Below are 16,982 nucleotides of genomic sequence, written 5' to 3' on the forward strand. Positions count from 1 at the left end.
GTCACGCAGTGACCACCGCTCACTCCCCCACCGAAGGACACCCAGCATGCACCGCGCCTTGATCGTCGTGGACGTTCAGAACGACTTCTGCGAGGGCGGGAGCCTCGCCGTGGCGGGGGGTGCCGATGTCGCCGCCGCCATCACGGACCTGATCGGCGAGAGCCGGCCCGGTTACCGGTACGTGGTTGCCACCCGGGACCACCACATCGATCCCGGTGACCACTTCTCGTCGGCGCCGGACTTCGAGCACTCCTGGCCGCCGCACTGCGTGGCCGGTACGGAGGGCGTGGGCTTCCACCCCAATTTCGCCCCGGCGGTCGCCTCGGGGGCGATCGACACGGTCTTCGACAAGGGCGCGCACGCGGCCGCGTACAGCGGTTTCGAGGGGCTGGACGAGAACGGCACGGGGCTCGCCGCGTGGCTGCGCGAACGTGAGGTCAGCGAGGTCGACGTGGTCGGCATCGCGACCGACCACTGCGTGCGGGCCACCGCGCTGGACGCCGCCCGTGAGGGCTTCGCCACGCAGGTGCTGCTCGACCTGACCGCGGGCGTCGCCGAGGCGACGACGGACCGGGCGCTGGCCGAGATGCGCGGCGCGGGCGTGGCGCTGACGGGCAAGCCGGTGGTCTGAGCACCCCCGAGGCCCGCACCGGCGCCCGGGCCCCTTCAGCCCTGCCCGACCCCCGGGGCCCCTCGGCCCTGCCCGGCCCCTGGGGCCCTCTCAGCCCTGTACGGCCCCTCGGGCCCCCTCAGCCCTGTACGGCCCCTCGGGGCCTCCTCAGCCCTGTCCGGCCGCCACGGCGGGCCTCAGCAGGGCGCGGATGGGGTGCCAGAGCTCCTGGGCCCGCTCCGGTCTCGCGCGCCACAGGAGGCCGTCCGGGTGGTGCAGGACGGCGGTGATCTCGTCCGGGGTCGGCGGCTCGGCGTTGCCGCGCAGGTACACGGCGCGCAGGCCCAGGTTGCGCAGCCGGGTCAGGGCCCGGGCCCGGTTGCCCGCGTGGACCAGGACGCGGACCGGGGTGCCCGGTCCCGCGCTCTCCGCCGGGCTCGGCAGGGTGATCGCGACGACCACGCTGCCGTTCGGCAACTTGCTGAATCCTCCGCCTGCCATGCTTCCGCGCTCCCCCGTGAGACATCGTGTCAATAAGAAAGTGAACAAGAGGCACCTAAACACGATCGGCCGTCGCCCGCTAGAGGGCGACGGCCGATCATGCTGTGACCTGCGGTGATACTGGATTACTTGTGCGAGGTCCCCACCTGGACGGTCATCGTGGAGCCGTTGAGCGGCTCGCTGACGATCGTGATCTTGGTGTTGGTGTCAGGAACCTTGACGCTTCCGGTCGGGTTCTCCTTGTACCAGTAGGTGCCCTTGTGGTCGTCGAAGGCCGGCACGCCGAGCTGCGGCTTGATCTTCGTGGCAACGTCGGCGTTGTGCAGCGTGAAGCCGTCCGTCGGGTACCAGCTGAACGGGGCGTCGAAGGGCTGGATCTTGTTGCGGATGATCGTGCCGTTCGACCACGTCAGCGGCTTGGCGTGCGCGTCGACCGGCAGGATCAGGCCCTGGCCCGGGTGCTGCGAGACGTTGTTGTTCTTCTGCGAGGTGTCCCAGAGCCAGACGAGCAGACCGTTCTGGTACGGGAAGTGCTCGACCCAGTCCGGACGGGTCGTGGAGAAGCCGAAGTTGTACGGGCCGACCTTGAGGGTCTCGTCGTAGCTGACGTACTGGCGGTTCTCCGCGATGTAGTACTGCGGGTAGTCCTTGGTGAACGACTTGCCGACCCGCGAGAAGCCCTTGCTGGTCCAGCCGTTGTCGTCGCCCTCGGCGTTGTCCGTGAAGAGCGCGGCACCGTCGGCGGTGACCGAGATGGTGTCGGCCGTGAAGCCCACGCCGCCCGCGCCGCCGTCGGTGGCGTAGCGGAAGCGGATGTCGATCTTCTTGCCCGCGTAGGCGTCCAGCGAGTACGAGAGCTTCTTGTACTTGCCGGAGACGTCGGTCAGGGCCGGCTTGTCACTGGCGTCGCGCGGGATGGCCTTGCCGTCGGCGGTGCCGTCGATCGCGGTCCAGCTGGTGCCGCCGTTGGTGGACACCTCGGTGTAGAGGTAGTCGTAGTCGGCCTCGATGTCCCACCAGCCCTGGAGGTCCAGGGTCGCCTTGGACTTGCCGGTCAGGTCGACCGGGCGGGACAGCGTGTTGCTGAGGTTGTCGCCCATGTCGCTCCACCACTGCTTGGCGCCCTCGGCGGGCGTCGTGACGGGGGTGGTGACGGGCTTCTCGGGCAGCTTGACGACGAGCGCCTGCTTGTCCTTGGTGTTGTACTCGGACACGCCCAGCTTGTGGGTGGACTTCGTCGCGGCCTTGGCCTCGGCGTAGTTGAGCCAGCCCAGCTGGAGCTTGTCCCAGGCGGTCATGTCACCGGGCATGTCCCCGATGCTGTCCTTGCCGGTGCCGAGCCAGGAGCCCGCCGACATCAGGGACCAGAAACCGACCGAGTTCTCGGCGGTGTTGGTGGTGTCGTAGAGGTCCGGGAGACCGAGGTCGTGGCCGTACTCGTGGGCGAAGACGCCCAGGCCGCCGTTCTCGGGCTGCGCGGTGTAGTCGCCGACCCAGATGCCGGTGTCACCGATCTCGGTACCGCCGGCCTTGTTGTCGGCCGGGCCGGTGGCGCCGGCGTTGGTGCCGTACGCGTACCAGCGGTGCGCCCAGATGGCGTCGGTGCCCTCGACGCCGCCGCCGGCGGACTCGTCCTCACCCGCGTGCACGATCTGGAAGTGATCGATGTAGCCGTCGGGCTCGTTGAAGTCGCCGTCGTTGTCGTAGTCGTAGCGGTCCCACTGGTCGTACTCGGCGAGGTCCGCCTTGATCTGCTCGGCGGTGCGGCCCTTGGCCTTCTGGTCGGCGGCCCAGGCGTTCACGCCGTCCTTGATCATGTCCCAGGCGTTTGCGCAGTTGCTCGAACCGCAGTAGTTCGAGCCGTAACGCGCCTCGTTGTAGGGGACCTTGACCCAGTCGGAGACCTCTCCGTCGACCGAGTAGCGGCCGGAGGAGGTCTTCTCGTAGTACGTCTTGAGGGAGTTCTTGCCCGCGCCCTTACCGAAGTACAGGTCCTGGAAGTGGGCCTGGTTGTAATCGGCCTGCCAGGCGGTGCTGTTGTCCTTCTTGGGGTCCGGCTTGGCTATCTTGTTGTGCGCCGGTCCCGGCGTGCCGCCGTACTTCTTGACGGGGGGCTTGGGCCCCTCGCCGTCCGGGTCGTACATGGTCGTGTTGTCGACCTGGTCACCGAACTCCACCAGGATGGTGAAGATCTTGTCGGTCTTCTCGCGGCCGAGCTCGACGTACTTGTTGTCGTCGAGCTTGACGACGTTGGAGCCACCGCGCGACGACACCTTCTTGTCGCCGGATATGACCTGTTCCAGAGCTGCCTGACGCTGAGCGTCCTGCTGCTTGCTGAACGGGCCCTCCAGGTTATGTGCGTTGCCCTCGGCCGACCCCGGGTCCCGGCGGTCGATGGAGGCAGGGGTGCCTGACGCCTGGTCATCCGCCTGAGCGGTTGCGAAGGCGGATGCGGCAGCGGCGGTCGCGGCCATGGCCACGACAACCGCTCCGGTGCGAAGCGCCCGTCTCTTAATGATCACGTGATGCAGTCCTCCCCGGCGCCCGCGGCGACGGCCCGGGAGTGTGGAGAGGCCGCGCGCGGAAACGCGTCACAAGTGACGACATTCGACCGGAGTTACGGAAGAAAAGACAGACCTTGACTTGAACAGAGCAAGTGCACTATGCAGGAGCACCATTCCGGTATCCGGACGAGGCGTCCGCGACCCACCGGCGCGTCAGACTCCCGCGGGGGCGCGTGAGATGACTCCGTGCGCCCCCCATGCATCGGCACTGTGGGTTAGGTTACGCTTACTGGCCGTTCCTCGCGGGCATCCACCGTCGTAGAGTCGTTCGACAGCGCGACCGTGTTGAGAGACCGCCCATCCGACGTCCCGAGGACTGGAAAACGCCATGCCGCGTCCCACTGCCGCACAGCTCTCCTACGGTTCGGTCACCGTCGTCTTCTCGACCCTGGCCATGTTGCTGCTGTTCCGCACCGGTTCGGGCATCGGAATCGCCGCCGTCGGCACGGCCGCGCTCGCTCTCGGGCTGCTGGTGTCCGTCACCGTACCCGCGCCGGCCCGCCGGCACACGGCCAAATCGGCGGCGCCGGGCGCCCCGGCGTCCGCACACCGTGGCACCGCCCCCGCCGCCGGGGACGAGGGCCGCGCCCCCGCCCCCGTACAGAGCAGGATTCCCGCCGCACGCGCCGCCGCGCGGCGGGTCGGGGAGCACTCGCTGAGGCACTGACCGGCCGGCCGCCCCGGCCGTGCGGCCTCAGTTGACGGTCACCACCACCGTCTTGGCCGCCTTGTCCTGGAGCCCCTGGCGATAGGGCTTGTCCGTAAACATCAGCACGATGTTGATCAGCCACCACAGGCACGGGCAGCACAACAGCGCCGGCAGCCACAGCACCACCGCCCGCAGGAACGCGGCCCCGGTGTCCGGCACCCGGCCGTCGTTGAGCATCGCGACCCGCATCTTCAGCAGCCGCTTGCCGAGGGTGCGGCCGTCCTTGTGCGTGAAGTACGTGTCGTACGCGACGTAGAGCACCAGGCCGATCAGCGACCAGAGCAGCTGATGCCCGCTGTAGGTCTGGGCGAAGATGTCGCCGACGTTGTCGTCGTTGCCGTTGCTGTCCGACCCGCCGACCGCCCCGCCCCAGGGCAGCGAGATCAGGTACAGCGGGATCGAGATGATCAGGAAGTCGATCAGCCGGGCCAGGACGCGCTTGCCGGGTTCCGCGAGCGGCGGCATCCCCGCCAGCGGGTCCGCCCCGCCGTACGGCCCGCCGCCCCCGTAGGGGCCCGGACCGTACGGCGGCGGAGGCGGTGCGGCGTCGTAGGGCGAGCCCGAGGGCGGCGGCTGGTCACCGGGCGGCCTCTTGCGGAACGGGTCGTCATCGGGCGGCGGACCGGACGGCGGCTGATCGTTGCTCATGGAGGCCAGTGCATCCTGCTGTCCGGGCCCCCGCAACGGCTCGGGTGCGTTCGGGGGACGGCCTTCAGCCCGCCACGAAGGTGCGCGCCGCCTTGTCGTGCCAGCACTGGCGCCACGGCCGGTCGATCAGGCACCACAGCACATCGGCCACCCCGACCACCAGGATGCCCAGCACCCCGTACACCAACCACCGGCGCAGCGCGGCGCCGAAGCCGGGCGCCTCGTGGGACTCGATGTCCCGTACGTCGAGCCCGCACAGCTTCTTGCCGAGCGTACGGCCCCACTTCGCGGTGGGCAGCGCCTCCAGGAGGACGCCCAGCACCAGGAAGACACCCAGCACCGCGCCCGCCAGTGCGGCCGTCGTGGAGTCCAGCAGCCATACGGTGACCGTCTCGCCGGACAGCTTGGCCGCGTCGATCTTGTCGTTGACGTGGTCGGCGGCCCGGCCGACGAGCGGCGCGGAGGCCGCGCCGGTGAGCGCGCCGAGGACGACGGTGTCGATGAGCCGGGCGGCGAACCGCTTGCCGAGCGGGGCGGGGCGCCCGGCCGTCCGGGCCGCGGCGAGCTGCTGGAAGTGGTCGTCGACCGGGGGCTTCCACGGCACGACCGGCTCGTCGGGCCTGCCCTGCTGCGGGAAGGCGGGCTGCGCGGGCGCCGGGCGTACGGAGAGGCCGGCGCCGGCACCCGGTCCGGCCTGCCGGGAGGGGCGGGCGGCGGGCTCGGCGGCCTGCCGCGGGGGTGTGGGGGCGGGCGGGGCCTGCGGATCGGCGGCGGGGGCGATGCCCGCACCGATCGCACGGATGGTCATCGTGCCCTCGGCGGGCGGCCGCTGACCAGCTCCGGGCGGCTGCTGACCGCCACCTGGGCGGCGCAGGGGCCTGAGCGCGACGGTGTTCTCGGCGGGCGGCCGCGCGGTGTCCCCGCTCGGGGCGCCGGCGCGGCCGGGCCGGTTGACGCGGATGGCGACGGTGTTCTCGGGCTGCGGGGCCCCGCCCTCCCGCATGCCCGGCACCACACCACCGGCCGGCTCGGGCGCGGAGGGGGCGGAAGGTGCGGAGAGCGCGGAGGGTGCCGAGGGCGCGGAGGGTCGGCGCGGGTCCGTGGGGGCGCGGTCGGCCGGTTCGCCGCCCGCCGGGGCGCGGCGGGCCACCTCGGCGGAGGCCGGGCCCCGGGGGGCGAGCTCGGCGGAGGGGGCGGACGGGGTGGCGGAGGCGGCGCCCGGCGCGGAACCGGTACCCGCACCCGCGCCTGTACCGGCGTCCCTGTCCGCAGTCGCGTCCGCGTCCGCTTCGTCGCCCCTGCCGCCCCAGGAGACCCGGCGGTCGTGGTCGCCGCCGAAGCCGGCCTGGCGGGAGGCGTCGGCCTGCCAGGCGGTGGCGGGTTCGGGGCGGCCGGCCTCGTACGGCTCCTCGTCGAGGAAGACCGGACCGGTCTCCTCCACGGACGCGGGGGCGGGGGTGGGAGGGGGAGCGGGTGCCTGCGCCGTCCCGCCGGCGGCGGCCGCGGGCCGAGCCTCGCCCTGCGTCTCGCCCTGCGCCGGGGCCGGTCGGCTCGTGCCGGGCACCCAGGAGGCGCCGTTCCAGTACCGGACGTATCCGGGGATGGACGGGTCGGGGTAGTACCCCTCGCGGGGGCTTTCGTCACCGGGTGCCGGGGTTGGGGCGCTCATCACCGTGGTCCCGTATCTCTTCGAGGCCTCAGACCGACGGGCCATCGGGGTTGGGTCGGTCTCAATACAAGGGTCCACATCTATCAGACAGCCGCGTACCCCCGGGCCGGTCCTGGTGTTTGGACCACTTTCCGGTCACGCGGATTTTTTTCGCGAAGTCGCGTAATGGATGACGGGGTAGGCGCTCTCTGCCTGTGCGGGCCGGTCGTGGGACCGGACCCAGGCAACGAAAGGACGCCTCATGCACACCGTCGTGGAACGCGAGCTGGAGCTCAAGCTGGTTCTGTCGCCCGAGCGCAGCATCCCCGTACCGGCCCGGCTGACGTACCGGACCGAGGACCCGTACGCCGTACACATCACCTTCCACATCGGCTCCGACTCGCCGGTGCACTGGACGTTCGCCCGCGATCTGCTGGTGGAAGGGGTGTTCCGGCCGTGCGGGCAGGGGGACGTGCGGATCTGGCCGACGAAGTTCGACGGGAGCAGCGTCATCTGCGTGGCGCTGACGTCTCCCGACGGCAACGCCCTGCTCGAAGTACCGTCCGCGGCGGTGGCCGTGTGGGTGGAGCGGACGCTGCGTGTGGTGCCTCCGGGTACGGAGACCGAGCGGCTCGGCATCGACGAGGGCCTGGCGGAGCTGCTCGCGCCGCTGCCGGCCGACGATCTGTGGATGAGCGACCCGTGGCCCTCGGACGAGTCGCAGGACGGGGAGGGTTGAGGGGCGTGGCCGGGGCCCGGTCAGAACACCTTGCCCGGGTTGAGCAGCCCCAGCGGGTCGAAGGCCTGCTTGATGCCCCGGTGCAGTTCCACGCTCACCTCGCCGAGTTCGCGGGCGAGCCACTCCTTCTTCAGTACGCCGACGCCGTGTTCGCCGGTGATCGTGCCGCCGAGGGCGAGGCCGAGCGCCATGATCTCGTCGAAGGACTCCCGGGCCCGCCGGGACTCGTCGGCGTCGGCCGGGTCGAAGCAGACGACGGGGTGGGTGTTGCCGTCGCCGGCGTGGGCGCAGACGCCGATGGTGAGGCCGTACTTCTCGGCGACGGCCGCCGTGCCCTCCAGCATGGCGCCGAGCCGCGAGCGCGGGACGCACACGTCGTCGATCATCGTCGCCGGCTTGACGGTCTCCAGCGCGGTCAGCGACATCCGCCGGGCCTGGAGCAGCATCTCGGACTCGGCCGCGTCGTCCGCCGGGACGACCCCGGTGGCGCCCGCGGCCGTGCACAGCTCGCCGACGGCGGCGAGGTCGGCGGAGGGGTCCGGCGTGTCGAAGGCGGCGAGGAGCAGGGCCTCGGTGGTCTCCGGGAGGCCCATGTTCGCCATGCGGTTGACCGCCTGGACGGTTGTACGGTCCATCAGTTCGAGGAGTGACGGGGTGTGTCCGCGTTCCATGATCCGGCAGACGGCGTCGCAGGCGCTCGACGCGCTGGGGAACTCGGCGGCCAGGACGAGCTGCCGGGGCGGCCGCGGCTTGAGTGCCAGCACGGCCTTCACGACGATGCCGAGGCTGCCCTCGGAGCCGACGAAGAGCCGGGTCAGGTCGTACCCGGCGACGCCCTTGGCGGTGCGGCGGCCGGTGGTGAGCAGGCGCCCGTCCGCGAGGACGACGTCGAGGCCGAGGACGTACTCGGCGGTGACCCCGTACTTCACGCAGCACAGGCCGCCGGACGCGGTGCCGACGTTGCCGCCGATGGTGCACATCTCCCAGCTGGAGGGGTCCGGCGGGTAGTACAGGCCGTGCTCGTCGACCGCGCGGGACAGCACGGCGTTGATGACGCCGGGCTCGACGACGGCGATGCGGTCGACGGGGCTGATCTCCAGGATGCGGTCCATCTTCACCAGGGAGAGCACGATGCAGCCGTCGGTGGCGTTGGCCGCGCCCGACAGGCCCGTACGGGCGCCCTGGGGGACGACCGGGACGCGCAGCGCGGTGGCGGTGCGCATGACGTGCTGGACCTGCTCGACGGTGCGCGGGAGCGCGACGACGGCGGGGGTGCCCGCCTCGCAGAAGCTCGCCATGTCGTGGGCGTAGGAGGCGGTGACGTCCGGATCGGTGATCAGGGCGTCGGCCGGGAGGCCCGCCCGCAGGAGTTCGAGGAGATCGTCCATGATCCAAGCGTGGCACCCGGGCCCATTGGTGTGAACCCGTCTGCCGCGGCGTTCCCAAGGCGCGGTGTGTTCTTCGTACTGACGCACAGTGATCGGCATGGACGTCACGCCTCAGCAGCCACCGACGGCCCTTGGGCCGGAGTACGCCCCCGACGCCGACTGGCCCCTGCCCGACGAATCCCCGCCGGGGCCGCCGCCGGACCCCGTGTCCCTGGCCGAGCCGCCGCCCGCATCGATGCGTACGACGCTGCGCAGGGCCGCGTTCGGCATGGTGGCGGGCGCGGTGCTGGTGACGGGTGCGGTGGTCGCGGTGCCGGACGAGGACAAGGACGCGGCGCCGCCCGTGCCGGGCCCGGTCTCGCGCGCGATGACCGCGACGGCCGCCGGCTCCCCCGCCTCGCTCTCCGATCTGACCGCGCTCATCGGGGACCGGCAGAAGTGGGTGGGCACGCATCCGTCGGACTCGGGCTCGTGGGCGGTGCTCGGGACGGCGTACGTGGAGTGGGGGCGGCGGGCCGCCGACCCGGCGTACTACACCCGGGCGGAGCAGGCGCTGAAGCGGTCGCTGGACGTGCGGCCCGGCGAGAGCGGCAACACGGCGGCCTGGGTGGGCCTCGCCTCGCTGGCCAACGCCCGGCACGACTTCGTGACGGCGAAGAAGTGGGGCGAGACGGTACGGGCGCGGCAGCCGAAGGAGTGGACGGTCTACCCGGAGCTGATCGACGCGTACAACGGCCTCGGCGACCAGAAGTCGGCGATCACGGCGGTGGAGAAGTTCACCGCGCTGCGGGCCGGGGTGCCGGCGCTGGGCCGGGCGGCGGAGATGTACCGGGACCGGGGGTGGCGCGAGGACGCGCTGGCCACGGCCCAGGACGCGGCCAACCGGGCGACGGCGCCCGCCGAGAAGGCCGCCTGCCTGGCACGGCTGGGCGAACTCGCCTGGGAACGGGGCGAGCCGAAGGAGGCCGTGGCCCAGTACGGGGCGGCGCTGCGGATCGACAAGGGCCACCACCCCTCGCTCGCGGGGCGGGCGCGTGCGCTGGCGGCCCTCGGCCGCACCGACGAGGCGCTGCGGGACTACCAGGCGGCGCTGGCCAAGTCGCCGCGCCCGGCGTACCTGCTGGAGCTGGGCGAGCTGTACGAGTCGCTGGGGCTCGACGGCGACTCGGTGGACCAGTACAAGAAGCTCCGCGCGGCGCTGGACCTGGGCGAGGCGCGGGGAGTGGACGAGTCGCTGCTGCTCGGCCGGTTCGAGGCCGCGCACGGGGACGCGGACGCGGCGGTGGAGCTGCTGCGGGCCGAGTGGGGCCGGGGGCACCGCAGCGCGGCGGTGGCCGATGCGCTGGGCTGGGCGCTGCACCGGTCGGGTGACTCGGACGGGGCGCTGGAGTACGCGGAGCGGGCGGTCGACACGGGCGGCCAGAACGCCTCGTACGCGTACCACCTGGGCATGGTCCAGCGCGCGTTGAACGATTTCGGGCCGGCCCGCCGCCATCTGGAGGGGGCGCTGCGGACGAACCCGAAGTTCTCCCCGCTGGACGCGCCGCTGGCGCAGGAGGCCCTGGACACGCTGGGGCAGCCCCCGGCGGGCGGCCCGCGGGACATGCAACCGGCCCCGGCCCCGGAGCCACCGGCACCCGAGCCGGAGCCGGCCGGGCCCGGCGGGGACGCGGCGCAGGCCCCCGGTGGCGCCCCGGCCCCGGCGGCGGGGCCCCAGGCCGCGCCCCAAGCCGGGCCCCGGGCCGGGCAGCAGACGGGACAGCAGGCGCAGCCGACGGCAGCCGCGCAGCCGTCCGCCGGACCGTCGGCCGCAGGCGGCTGACCCACGGCACAGGGCGCGGGGCGCAGCACGGACAGGGCGCACGGCACAGGGCGAAGGGCGGGCCGATTCCGGGCCGCCCTTCGCTCGTTCCGCAGCCGTCAGAGGTTGCCGCGCCTCTCCTGCTCGCGCTCGATCGCCTCGAACAGGGCCTTGAAGTTGCCCTTGCCGAAGCCCATCGAGCCGTGTCGCTCGATCATCTCGAAGAAGACGGTCGGCCGGTCCTGGACCGGCTTGGTGAAGATCTGGAGCAGGTAGCCGTCCTCGTCGCGGTCGACCAGGATCTTCAGCTCGCGCAGGGTCTCCACGGGCACCCGGGTCTCGCCCGCCCACTCGCCCAGCGTGTCGTAGTACGAGTCGGGGGTGTCGAGGAACTGCACACCGGCCGCGCGCATCGCCTTCACCGAGGCGACGATGTCGTTCGTGGCGAGCGCCATGTGCTGGACACCGGCGGCGCCGTAGAACTCCAGGTACTCGTCGATCTGGGACTTCTTCTTGGCGACGGCCGGCTCGTTGATCGGGAACTTGACCTTGAGCGTGCCGTCGGCGACGACCTTGGACATGAGCGCGGAGTACTCGGTGGCGATGTCGTCGCCCACGAACTCCTTCATGTTGGTGAAGCCCATGACCTTGTTGTAGAACGCGACCCACTCGTTCATCCGGCCGAGCTCGACGTTGCCGACGCAGTGGTCGATGGCCTGGAAGAACCGCTTGGCCGGCGGCTCGACGATCGGGTCGGCGGCCCCGAAGCCGGGCAGGTAGGGGCCTTCGTAGCCGCCGCGCTCGACGAGGGTGTGGCGGGTCTTGCCGTACGTGGCGATGGCGGCGAGGACGACGGTGCCGTGCTCGTCCTTCACCTCGTACGGCTCGTCCAGGCCGGTCGCGCCGTGCTCGACGGCGTAGGCGTACGCGGCACGGGCGTCGGGGACCTCGATGGCCAGGTCGACCACGCCGTCGCCGTGCTCCGCCACGTGCTCGGCGAGGAAGCGGCCGTGGTCCGTGGACGCCTTGATGACGGAGGTGAACACGAAGCGGGCGGAGCCGCTGGTCAGGACGTAACTGGCGGTCTCGCGGCTGCCGTTCTCCGGTCCGGAGTAGGCGACCAGCTTCATGCCGAAGGCCGTCGAGTAGTAGTGGGCGGCCTGCTTGGCGTTGCCGACGGCGAAGACGACGGCGTCCATTCCCTTGACCGGGAAGGGATCGGCCTGCCGGGACGTCTCGGGGGTGCTGTGCATCGTCTCTGTCATGTCCGAAGGTTCCCGCCGCTCCGCAAGGTGCGCAACAGTTCGCGCGATCACTGGTCAATCTGCCCAGCACCTGCCCATGATGAGCGGGCTATCTGTACATGGTGCCCATCACACTGACCCCTCGGAGGCCGTGCATGGCGATCGACCGACTGGACGGGCGGCTCATCGTGCTGCTGGCGCGTGAACCCAGGATCGGGGTCCTGGAGGCGTCGCGCAGGCTGGGCGTGGCGCGCGGGACGGTGCAGGCGCGTCTTGACCGCCTTCAGTCGAATGGCGTCATCCGCGGTTTCGGTCCCGACGTCGATCCGGCGGCGCTCGGATACCCGGTCACCGCGTTCGCGACGCTGGAGATCAAACAGGGCCAAGGGGCCGACGTACGGGCGCACTTGAGGGGCGTACCGGAGGTGCTGGAGCTGCACACCACCACCGGGCACGGGGACATGCTCTGCCGGCTCGTGGCCCGGTCCAACGCCGATCTCCAGCGGGTGATCGACCGGGTTGTCGGATTTGATGGCATTGTCCGGGCCTCCACGGCCATCGTCATGGAGAACCCGGTGCCGCTGCGCGTCATCCCGCTCGTCGAACAGGCGGCGCAGGACACCGACTGAGCCGAGGAGTGACGGGTGAGCTTCTGGGAGTACCTGGCCAACCGGCACCAGCAGTTGCTCACCGACGCGTTCCAGCACGTGAGCGCCGTCTTCCAGTGCATGGTCATCGCCACCGTGCTCGGTGTCCTGATCGGGGTCGTCAGCTACCGCAGCGGCTGGGGTGCCTCGGTGGCGATCACCTCGACGGCGACCGTCCTGACCATTCCGTCCCTGGCCGCCATCGGTCTGCTGATCCCGCTGGTCGGCCTCGGAGTGGCGCCGACGGTGATCACCCTGACGCTGTACGGGCTGCTGCCGGTCGTCCGCAACTCCATCGTGGGCCTGCGGGGCGTCGACCCCGCGCTGGTGGACGCGGCCAAGGGCATCGGGATGTCGCGGACGGCACGGCTGTGCCGGGTGGAGCTGCCGCTGGCCTGGCCGCCGATCCTGACCGGCATCCGGGTCTCCACGCAGATGCTGATGGGGATCGCCGCCATCGCCGCGTACGCCTCCGGGCCCGGCCTCGGCAACGAGATCTTCCGCGGCATCGCCTCGCTGGGCAGCGCCAACGCGATCAACCAGGTGCTCGCGGGCACGCTCGGCATCGTCATCCTCGCCCTGCTCTTCGACGCCGCGTACGTGCTGCTGGGGCGGCTCACCATCCCGAGGGGGATTCGTGTCTGAGACCGCAGCGGACACCGGGCGGCAGCCCGCCGCCGACACCGCGTCCGGCGCCACCATCCAGCTGGAGAACCTGTCCAAGCGCTACCCGGGCAACCCGAGTCCGGCCGTGGACAACGTCTCGATGGACATCAGGGCCGGCGAGACGGTGATCTTCGTGGGCCCGTCCGGCTGCGGGAAGTCGACCACGCTGAAGATGATCAACCGGCTGATCGAGCCGACCTCCGGCCGGATCAGGATCGGCGACGAGGACGTCACCGACATCGACCCGGTGAAGCTGCGCCGCAAGATCGGGTACGCGATCCAGTCGTCCGGGCTCTTCCCGCACATGACGGTCGCCGAGAACATCGCCCTCGTACCGAAGATGGTGGGCTGGTCCAAGTCGCGGGTGAGGGACCGGGTCGAGGAGATGCTCGACCTGGTCGGCCTGGACCCGCGCGAGTTCCACGGCCGCTATCCGCGCGCGCTCTCCGGCGGTCAGCAGCAACGCGTGGGCGTGGCCCGGGCGCTGGCCGCCGACCCGCCGGTGCTCCTGATGGACGAGCCGTTCGGCGCGGTCGACCCGATCACCCGCGACCACCTCCAGGACGAGCTGATCCGGCTCCAGCACGAACTGCACAAGACGATCGTCTTCGTCACCCACGACTTCGACGAGGCGATCAAGCTGGGCGACCGGATCGCGGTGCTGCGCGAGCACTCGCACATCGCCCAGTTCGACACCCCGGAGGCCATCCTCACCAACCCGACGGACGACTTCGTCTCCGGATTCGTCGGCGCTGGCGCGGCGCTGAAGCGGCTCAACCTGACCCGGGTGCGCGAGGTGGAGATCGCCGACTTCCCGACCGTGACGGTGGACGACCCGCTCCAGTCGATCTTCAACAAGCTGCGCAGCGGTCCGCACAACGAGCTGCTGATGCTCGACCGCAGGAACCGCCCGTACAAGTGGCTGCGGCGCGGCGACCTGATGCGGGCGAGGGGTTCGCTGGCGCGGGCCGGGCAGCTGGTCCACGACACGGTGACCAGGGACGCGACGCTGCACGACGCGCTGGAGGCGGTGCTCACCGACAGCGGCGGGCGGGTCGCGGTGACCGGCCGGCGCGGGGAGTTCACCGGGGTCGTCGACATGCACACCCTGATGAACTCGGTCCACGAGCTCCTGGAGGCCGACCGGCTCACCGCCACCGAGCACCAGCACGACCTGGAGGAGCTGCGGGTCCAGCAGACCGCCCAGGAGCAGGAGGGCGGTGCGGGCGCATGACCCCCGACTCCCCCTCCGGCTCCTCGCGCGCACCCGGCCGGGACCGGCCGCCGGGCGAGCACGACGTGAAGGGCCATGCCTTCCGTGACGAGGAGGAGGACGAGCCCGCCCCGCCGCCGTCGCGCCCGCCGCGCCGGATCACCTGGCGCAAGCTGGTGATGCTCCCGGCGGCGCTCGCGGTGGTGCTGGTCCTCACGTACGTCTGGATCAACCACGTCCACCTGGACTCGATCGCGCGGAACTCGCTGGCCGGTGACACGGTCCAGCTGCGCTGGTGGCAGCACGTGAGGCTGACCGCGATCTCGACGTTCTGGGTGCTGATCATCGCCATCCCGCTGGGCATCGCGCTGACCCGGCGCGGCCTGAGCAGGGCGGCGCCCGTGGTCACGGCGATCGCCAACATCGGGCAGGCGACCCCGGCGATCGGTCTGCTGGCCCTGCTGGTGATCTGGCTCGGCATCGGCCCGTCCACGGCCATCACCGGCATGGTGATCTACGCGGTGCTGCCGGTGCTCTCCAACACGGTCGCCGGCCTCAAGGCGATCGAGCCGAGCCTGGTGGAGGCCTCGCGCGGCATCGGCATGTCGGCGACGGGCACGCTCACCAAGGTCGAACTCCCCCTCGCCGTCCCGCTGATCCTGGCCGGGGTGCGCACCGCGCTGGTGCTGAACGTCGGCACGGCGACGCTGGCGACGTTCGGGGGCGGCGGCGGGCTCGGGGACCTGATCACCTCGGGCATCCAGACCCAGCGCATGCCGGTCCTGGTGCTCGGCTCCGTCCTGACGGTGGTGCTGGCGCTCCTGGTGGACTGGCTGGCCTCGCTGGCCGAGGTGGCGCTGACCCCGCGCGGACTGGAGGTGGGGCGATGAGGACGCGGCGGACGCGTACGGCCCTGGCGGGTGGGGCGGCCCTCGCCCTGGTGCTGGCCGGGTGCGGCCTGAAAAGCGGTTCCCCGATGGTGGACGACGTGGTGCCCGGGTCGGTCGGACAGGGGCAGCCGCTGGACGGCGCGTCGCTGACCGTCACCTCGAAGAACTTCAGCGAGAACATCATCCTGGGCCAGATGATCGGCCTCGTCTTCAAGGCCGCCGGGGCGGAGGTCCTGGACCGGACGAACCTGCCCAGCTCGATCAGCGCGCGCGAGGCGGTCCTCCAGGGCGACGCGGACGCGGAGTACGAGTACACGGGCACCGGCTGGATCACGTACCTCGGGCACGCGAAGCCGATCGCCGACCCGATGGAACAGTGGCGCGCGGTGCGCGACGCGGACCTCAAGAACGGGGTGACCTGGCTGCGGCCTTCCACCCTCAACAACACGTACGCGCTCGCCATCAGCCAGAAGAACAACGCGAAGTACCACCTCAGGACGCTCTCCGACGTCGCGGCCCTGGCGAAGAAGAACCCGTCGGCGGTGACGGTCTGCGTGGAGAACGAGTTCGCCTCGCGCGACGACGGGCTGCCCGGCATGGAGAAGGCGTACGGGATGTCCCTGCCGGCCGCCAACATCCGCAAGATGGACGCCGGGATCGTCTACACCCAGGTGTCGAAGTCCAACTCCTGCCTGCTGGGCGAGGTGTTCACCACGGACGGCCGCATCAAGGCGATGCACCTGGACGTCCTGGAGGACAACAAGCACTTCTTCCCCAACTACAACGCTGCGCCCGTCGTGCACTCCGCGACCCTGAAGGAGTACCCCGAGATCGCCGACCTCCTCGACCCGCTGAGCAAGCGGCTGACGACGGAGGTCGCGCAGGTGCTGAACGCCAAGGTGGACGTGGACGGCGAGGACCCGCACGAGGTGGCGAAGGAATGGCTGATCAAGGAGGGGTTGATCAAGGAGGGGTGAGGCGGGGCCAGGCCCGAGGCCGGTCGCGAAGATTCTTCGCGGCCTGCCTCGGGAGGTCGCAAAGAACCTTTGCAAAGACCCGTTGCAAAACTTCCTTTGCAACCCTACTCTTGAGACATGCCACCCACGGAACCGAAGGACGACCACAGCGCGACGGCGCCCGAGCCCGATGTCCTCAGCATCGACACCCGCGCCCTGCGGGGGCTCGCCCACCCGCTGCGCCTGCGCCTGCTCTCCGCCCTGCGGGAGTACGGCCCCGCCACCGCTTCCGGCCTCGCCGCCCGCCTCGGCGAGTCCAGCGGCGCCACCAGCTACCACCTGCGCCAGCTGGCCTCGTTCGGCTTCGTCGAGGACGACCCGACGCGCGGCAAGGGCCGCGAACGCTGGTGGCGGGCCGCGCACGCCGGCGCCTCCTTCGGCCCCGAGTTCCTGTACGACGCCGACCCCGAGGTCCGCGACGCCATGGGCGTCGTCCTGCACGAGGTCGCGACGGTGCACGCACAGGAGCTGAGCACCTGGCTCACCACCATGCACGAGTGGTCGCGGGAGTGGTACGAGGGCTCGGACCTCAGCGACTTCAAGGTCCGGCTCACCCCCGAGCTGTCCCGCGAACTGGCCGACAAGGTCCACGAGTTGATCAACAGCTACCGAGGCCGCGTCCCCGAAGGCACCGAGGGATCGGCCGTCGTCCGCACCCACCTGCACGTCTTCCCGCGCCCCACCGACTGAAGGGACCA

The 16,982-nt window shown here is 71.2% G+C and carries 16 protein-coding genes; 10 read left to right on the forward strand and 6 right to left on the reverse strand.

Annotated elements, in window-relative coordinates; all coding sequences use genetic code 11:
- The first annotated feature begins 46 nt into the window (after positions 1-46).
- Positions 47-631, forward strand: coding sequence for an isochorismatase family protein (locus tag E6P78_RS03315; RefSeq protein ID WP_136201959.1), 585 nt, complete (start codon positions 47-49; stop codon positions 629-631).
- A 147-nt stretch (positions 632-778) separates the two neighbouring features.
- On the opposite strand, the gene E6P78_RS03320 is transcribed toward E6P78_RS03315, so the two are convergent.
- A complete protein-coding gene (locus E6P78_RS03320) occupies positions 779-1,111 on the reverse strand; it encodes a hypothetical protein (protein WP_206307708.1) in 333 nt (110 codons plus the stop codon).
- A gap of 125 nt (positions 1,112-1,236) precedes the next feature.
- Entirely contained in the window at positions 1,237-3,633 is a 2,397-nt protein-coding gene (locus E6P78_RS03325) for an immune inhibitor A domain-containing protein (RefSeq protein WP_206307709.1), read from the reverse strand.
- Between the two features lie 370 nt (positions 3,634-4,003).
- Between E6P78_RS03325 and E6P78_RS03330 the strand changes: the two genes are divergently transcribed.
- A complete protein-coding gene (locus E6P78_RS03330) occupies positions 4,004-4,342 on the forward strand; it encodes a hypothetical protein (RefSeq protein WP_136201960.1) in 339 nt (112 codons plus the stop codon).
- Positions 4,343-4,369: 27 nt separating this feature from the next.
- Here E6P78_RS03330 and E6P78_RS03335 read toward each other — a convergent pair whose 3' ends face one another.
- Together E6P78_RS03335 and E6P78_RS03340 are read right to left on the reverse strand one after the other, a co-directional pair.
- Complete coding sequence (locus E6P78_RS03335) at positions 4,370-5,032, reverse strand: RDD family protein (protein WP_136201961.1); 663 nt, start codon at positions 5,030-5,032, stop codon at positions 4,370-4,372.
- A 64-nt stretch (positions 5,033-5,096) separates the two neighbouring features.
- Positions 5,097-6,701: an RDD family protein gene (locus E6P78_RS03340; protein WP_136201962.1), complete on the reverse strand. Its 1,605-nt coding sequence runs from the start codon at positions 6,699-6,701 to the stop codon at positions 5,097-5,099.
- A 241-nt stretch (positions 6,702-6,942) separates the two neighbouring features.
- Between E6P78_RS03340 and E6P78_RS03345 the strand changes: the two genes are divergently transcribed.
- Entirely contained in the window at positions 6,943-7,419 is a 477-nt protein-coding gene (locus tag E6P78_RS03345; protein WP_136201963.1) for an SsgA family sporulation/cell division regulator, read from the forward strand.
- A gap of 20 nt (positions 7,420-7,439) precedes the next feature.
- Here the strand turns inward: E6P78_RS03345 and E6P78_RS03350 are convergent, their stop codons facing one another.
- On the reverse strand, positions 7,440-8,807 hold the full coding sequence (locus E6P78_RS03350; RefSeq protein WP_136201964.1) for an FAD-linked oxidase C-terminal domain-containing protein: 1,368 nt from the start codon (positions 8,805-8,807) through the stop codon (positions 7,440-7,442).
- Between the two features lie 97 nt (positions 8,808-8,904).
- On the opposite strand from E6P78_RS03350, the gene E6P78_RS03355 reads away from it, so the two are divergent.
- On the forward strand, positions 8,905-10,629 hold the full coding sequence (locus tag E6P78_RS03355; protein ID WP_136201965.1) for a tetratricopeptide repeat protein: 1,725 nt from the start codon (positions 8,905-8,907) through the stop codon (positions 10,627-10,629).
- Positions 10,630-10,727: 98 nt separating this feature from the next.
- Here E6P78_RS03355 and hppD read toward each other — a convergent pair whose 3' ends face one another.
- Complete coding sequence (hppD, locus tag E6P78_RS03360; RefSeq protein ID WP_136201966.1) at positions 10,728-11,873, reverse strand: 4-hydroxyphenylpyruvate dioxygenase; 1,146 nt, start codon at positions 11,871-11,873, stop codon at positions 10,728-10,730.
- 134 nt (positions 11,874-12,007) lie between these two features.
- Here hppD and E6P78_RS03365 point away from each other — a divergent pair, with 134 nt between their 5' ends.
- The 6 genes from E6P78_RS03365 to E6P78_RS03390 all read left to right on the forward strand — a co-directional run bounded on the left by E6P78_RS03365 (position 12,008) and on the right by E6P78_RS03390 (position 16,974).
- A complete protein-coding gene (locus tag E6P78_RS03365) occupies positions 12,008-12,481 on the forward strand; it encodes an Lrp/AsnC family transcriptional regulator (RefSeq protein WP_136201967.1) in 474 nt (157 codons plus the stop codon).
- A gap of 15 nt (positions 12,482-12,496) precedes the next feature.
- The gene (locus E6P78_RS03370) at positions 12,497-13,144 is read left to right on the forward strand and encodes an ABC transporter permease (RefSeq protein WP_018555907.1); all 648 of its coding nucleotides are present in this window, start codon (positions 12,497-12,499) and stop codon (positions 13,142-13,144) included.
- Entirely contained in the window at positions 13,137-14,399 is a 1,263-nt protein-coding gene (locus E6P78_RS03375) for a betaine/proline/choline family ABC transporter ATP-binding protein (protein ID WP_136201968.1), read from the forward strand. The genes E6P78_RS03370 and E6P78_RS03375 overlap by 8 nt, the downstream gene beginning before the upstream one ends.
- Positions 14,396-15,268: an ABC transporter permease gene (locus E6P78_RS03380; protein WP_136201969.1), complete on the forward strand. Its 873-nt coding sequence runs from the start codon at positions 14,396-14,398 to the stop codon at positions 15,266-15,268. The genes E6P78_RS03375 and E6P78_RS03380 overlap by 4 nt, the downstream gene beginning before the upstream one ends.
- Positions 15,265-16,245, forward strand: coding sequence for a glycine betaine ABC transporter substrate-binding protein (locus E6P78_RS03385; RefSeq protein ID WP_136201970.1), 981 nt, complete (start codon positions 15,265-15,267; stop codon positions 16,243-16,245). Before E6P78_RS03380 ends, E6P78_RS03385 begins: the two co-directional genes overlap by 4 nt.
- Before the next feature lie 117 nt (positions 16,246-16,362).
- Entirely contained in the window at positions 16,363-16,974 is a 612-nt protein-coding gene (locus E6P78_RS03390) for a winged helix-turn-helix domain-containing protein (protein WP_136201971.1), read from the forward strand.
- Positions 16,975-16,982: the final 8 nt, after the last annotated feature.

It is taken from the genome of Streptomyces sp. A0958 (assembly GCF_004795035.1).
Classification (GTDB): domain Bacteria; phylum Actinomycetota; class Actinomycetes; order Streptomycetales; family Streptomycetaceae; genus Streptomyces.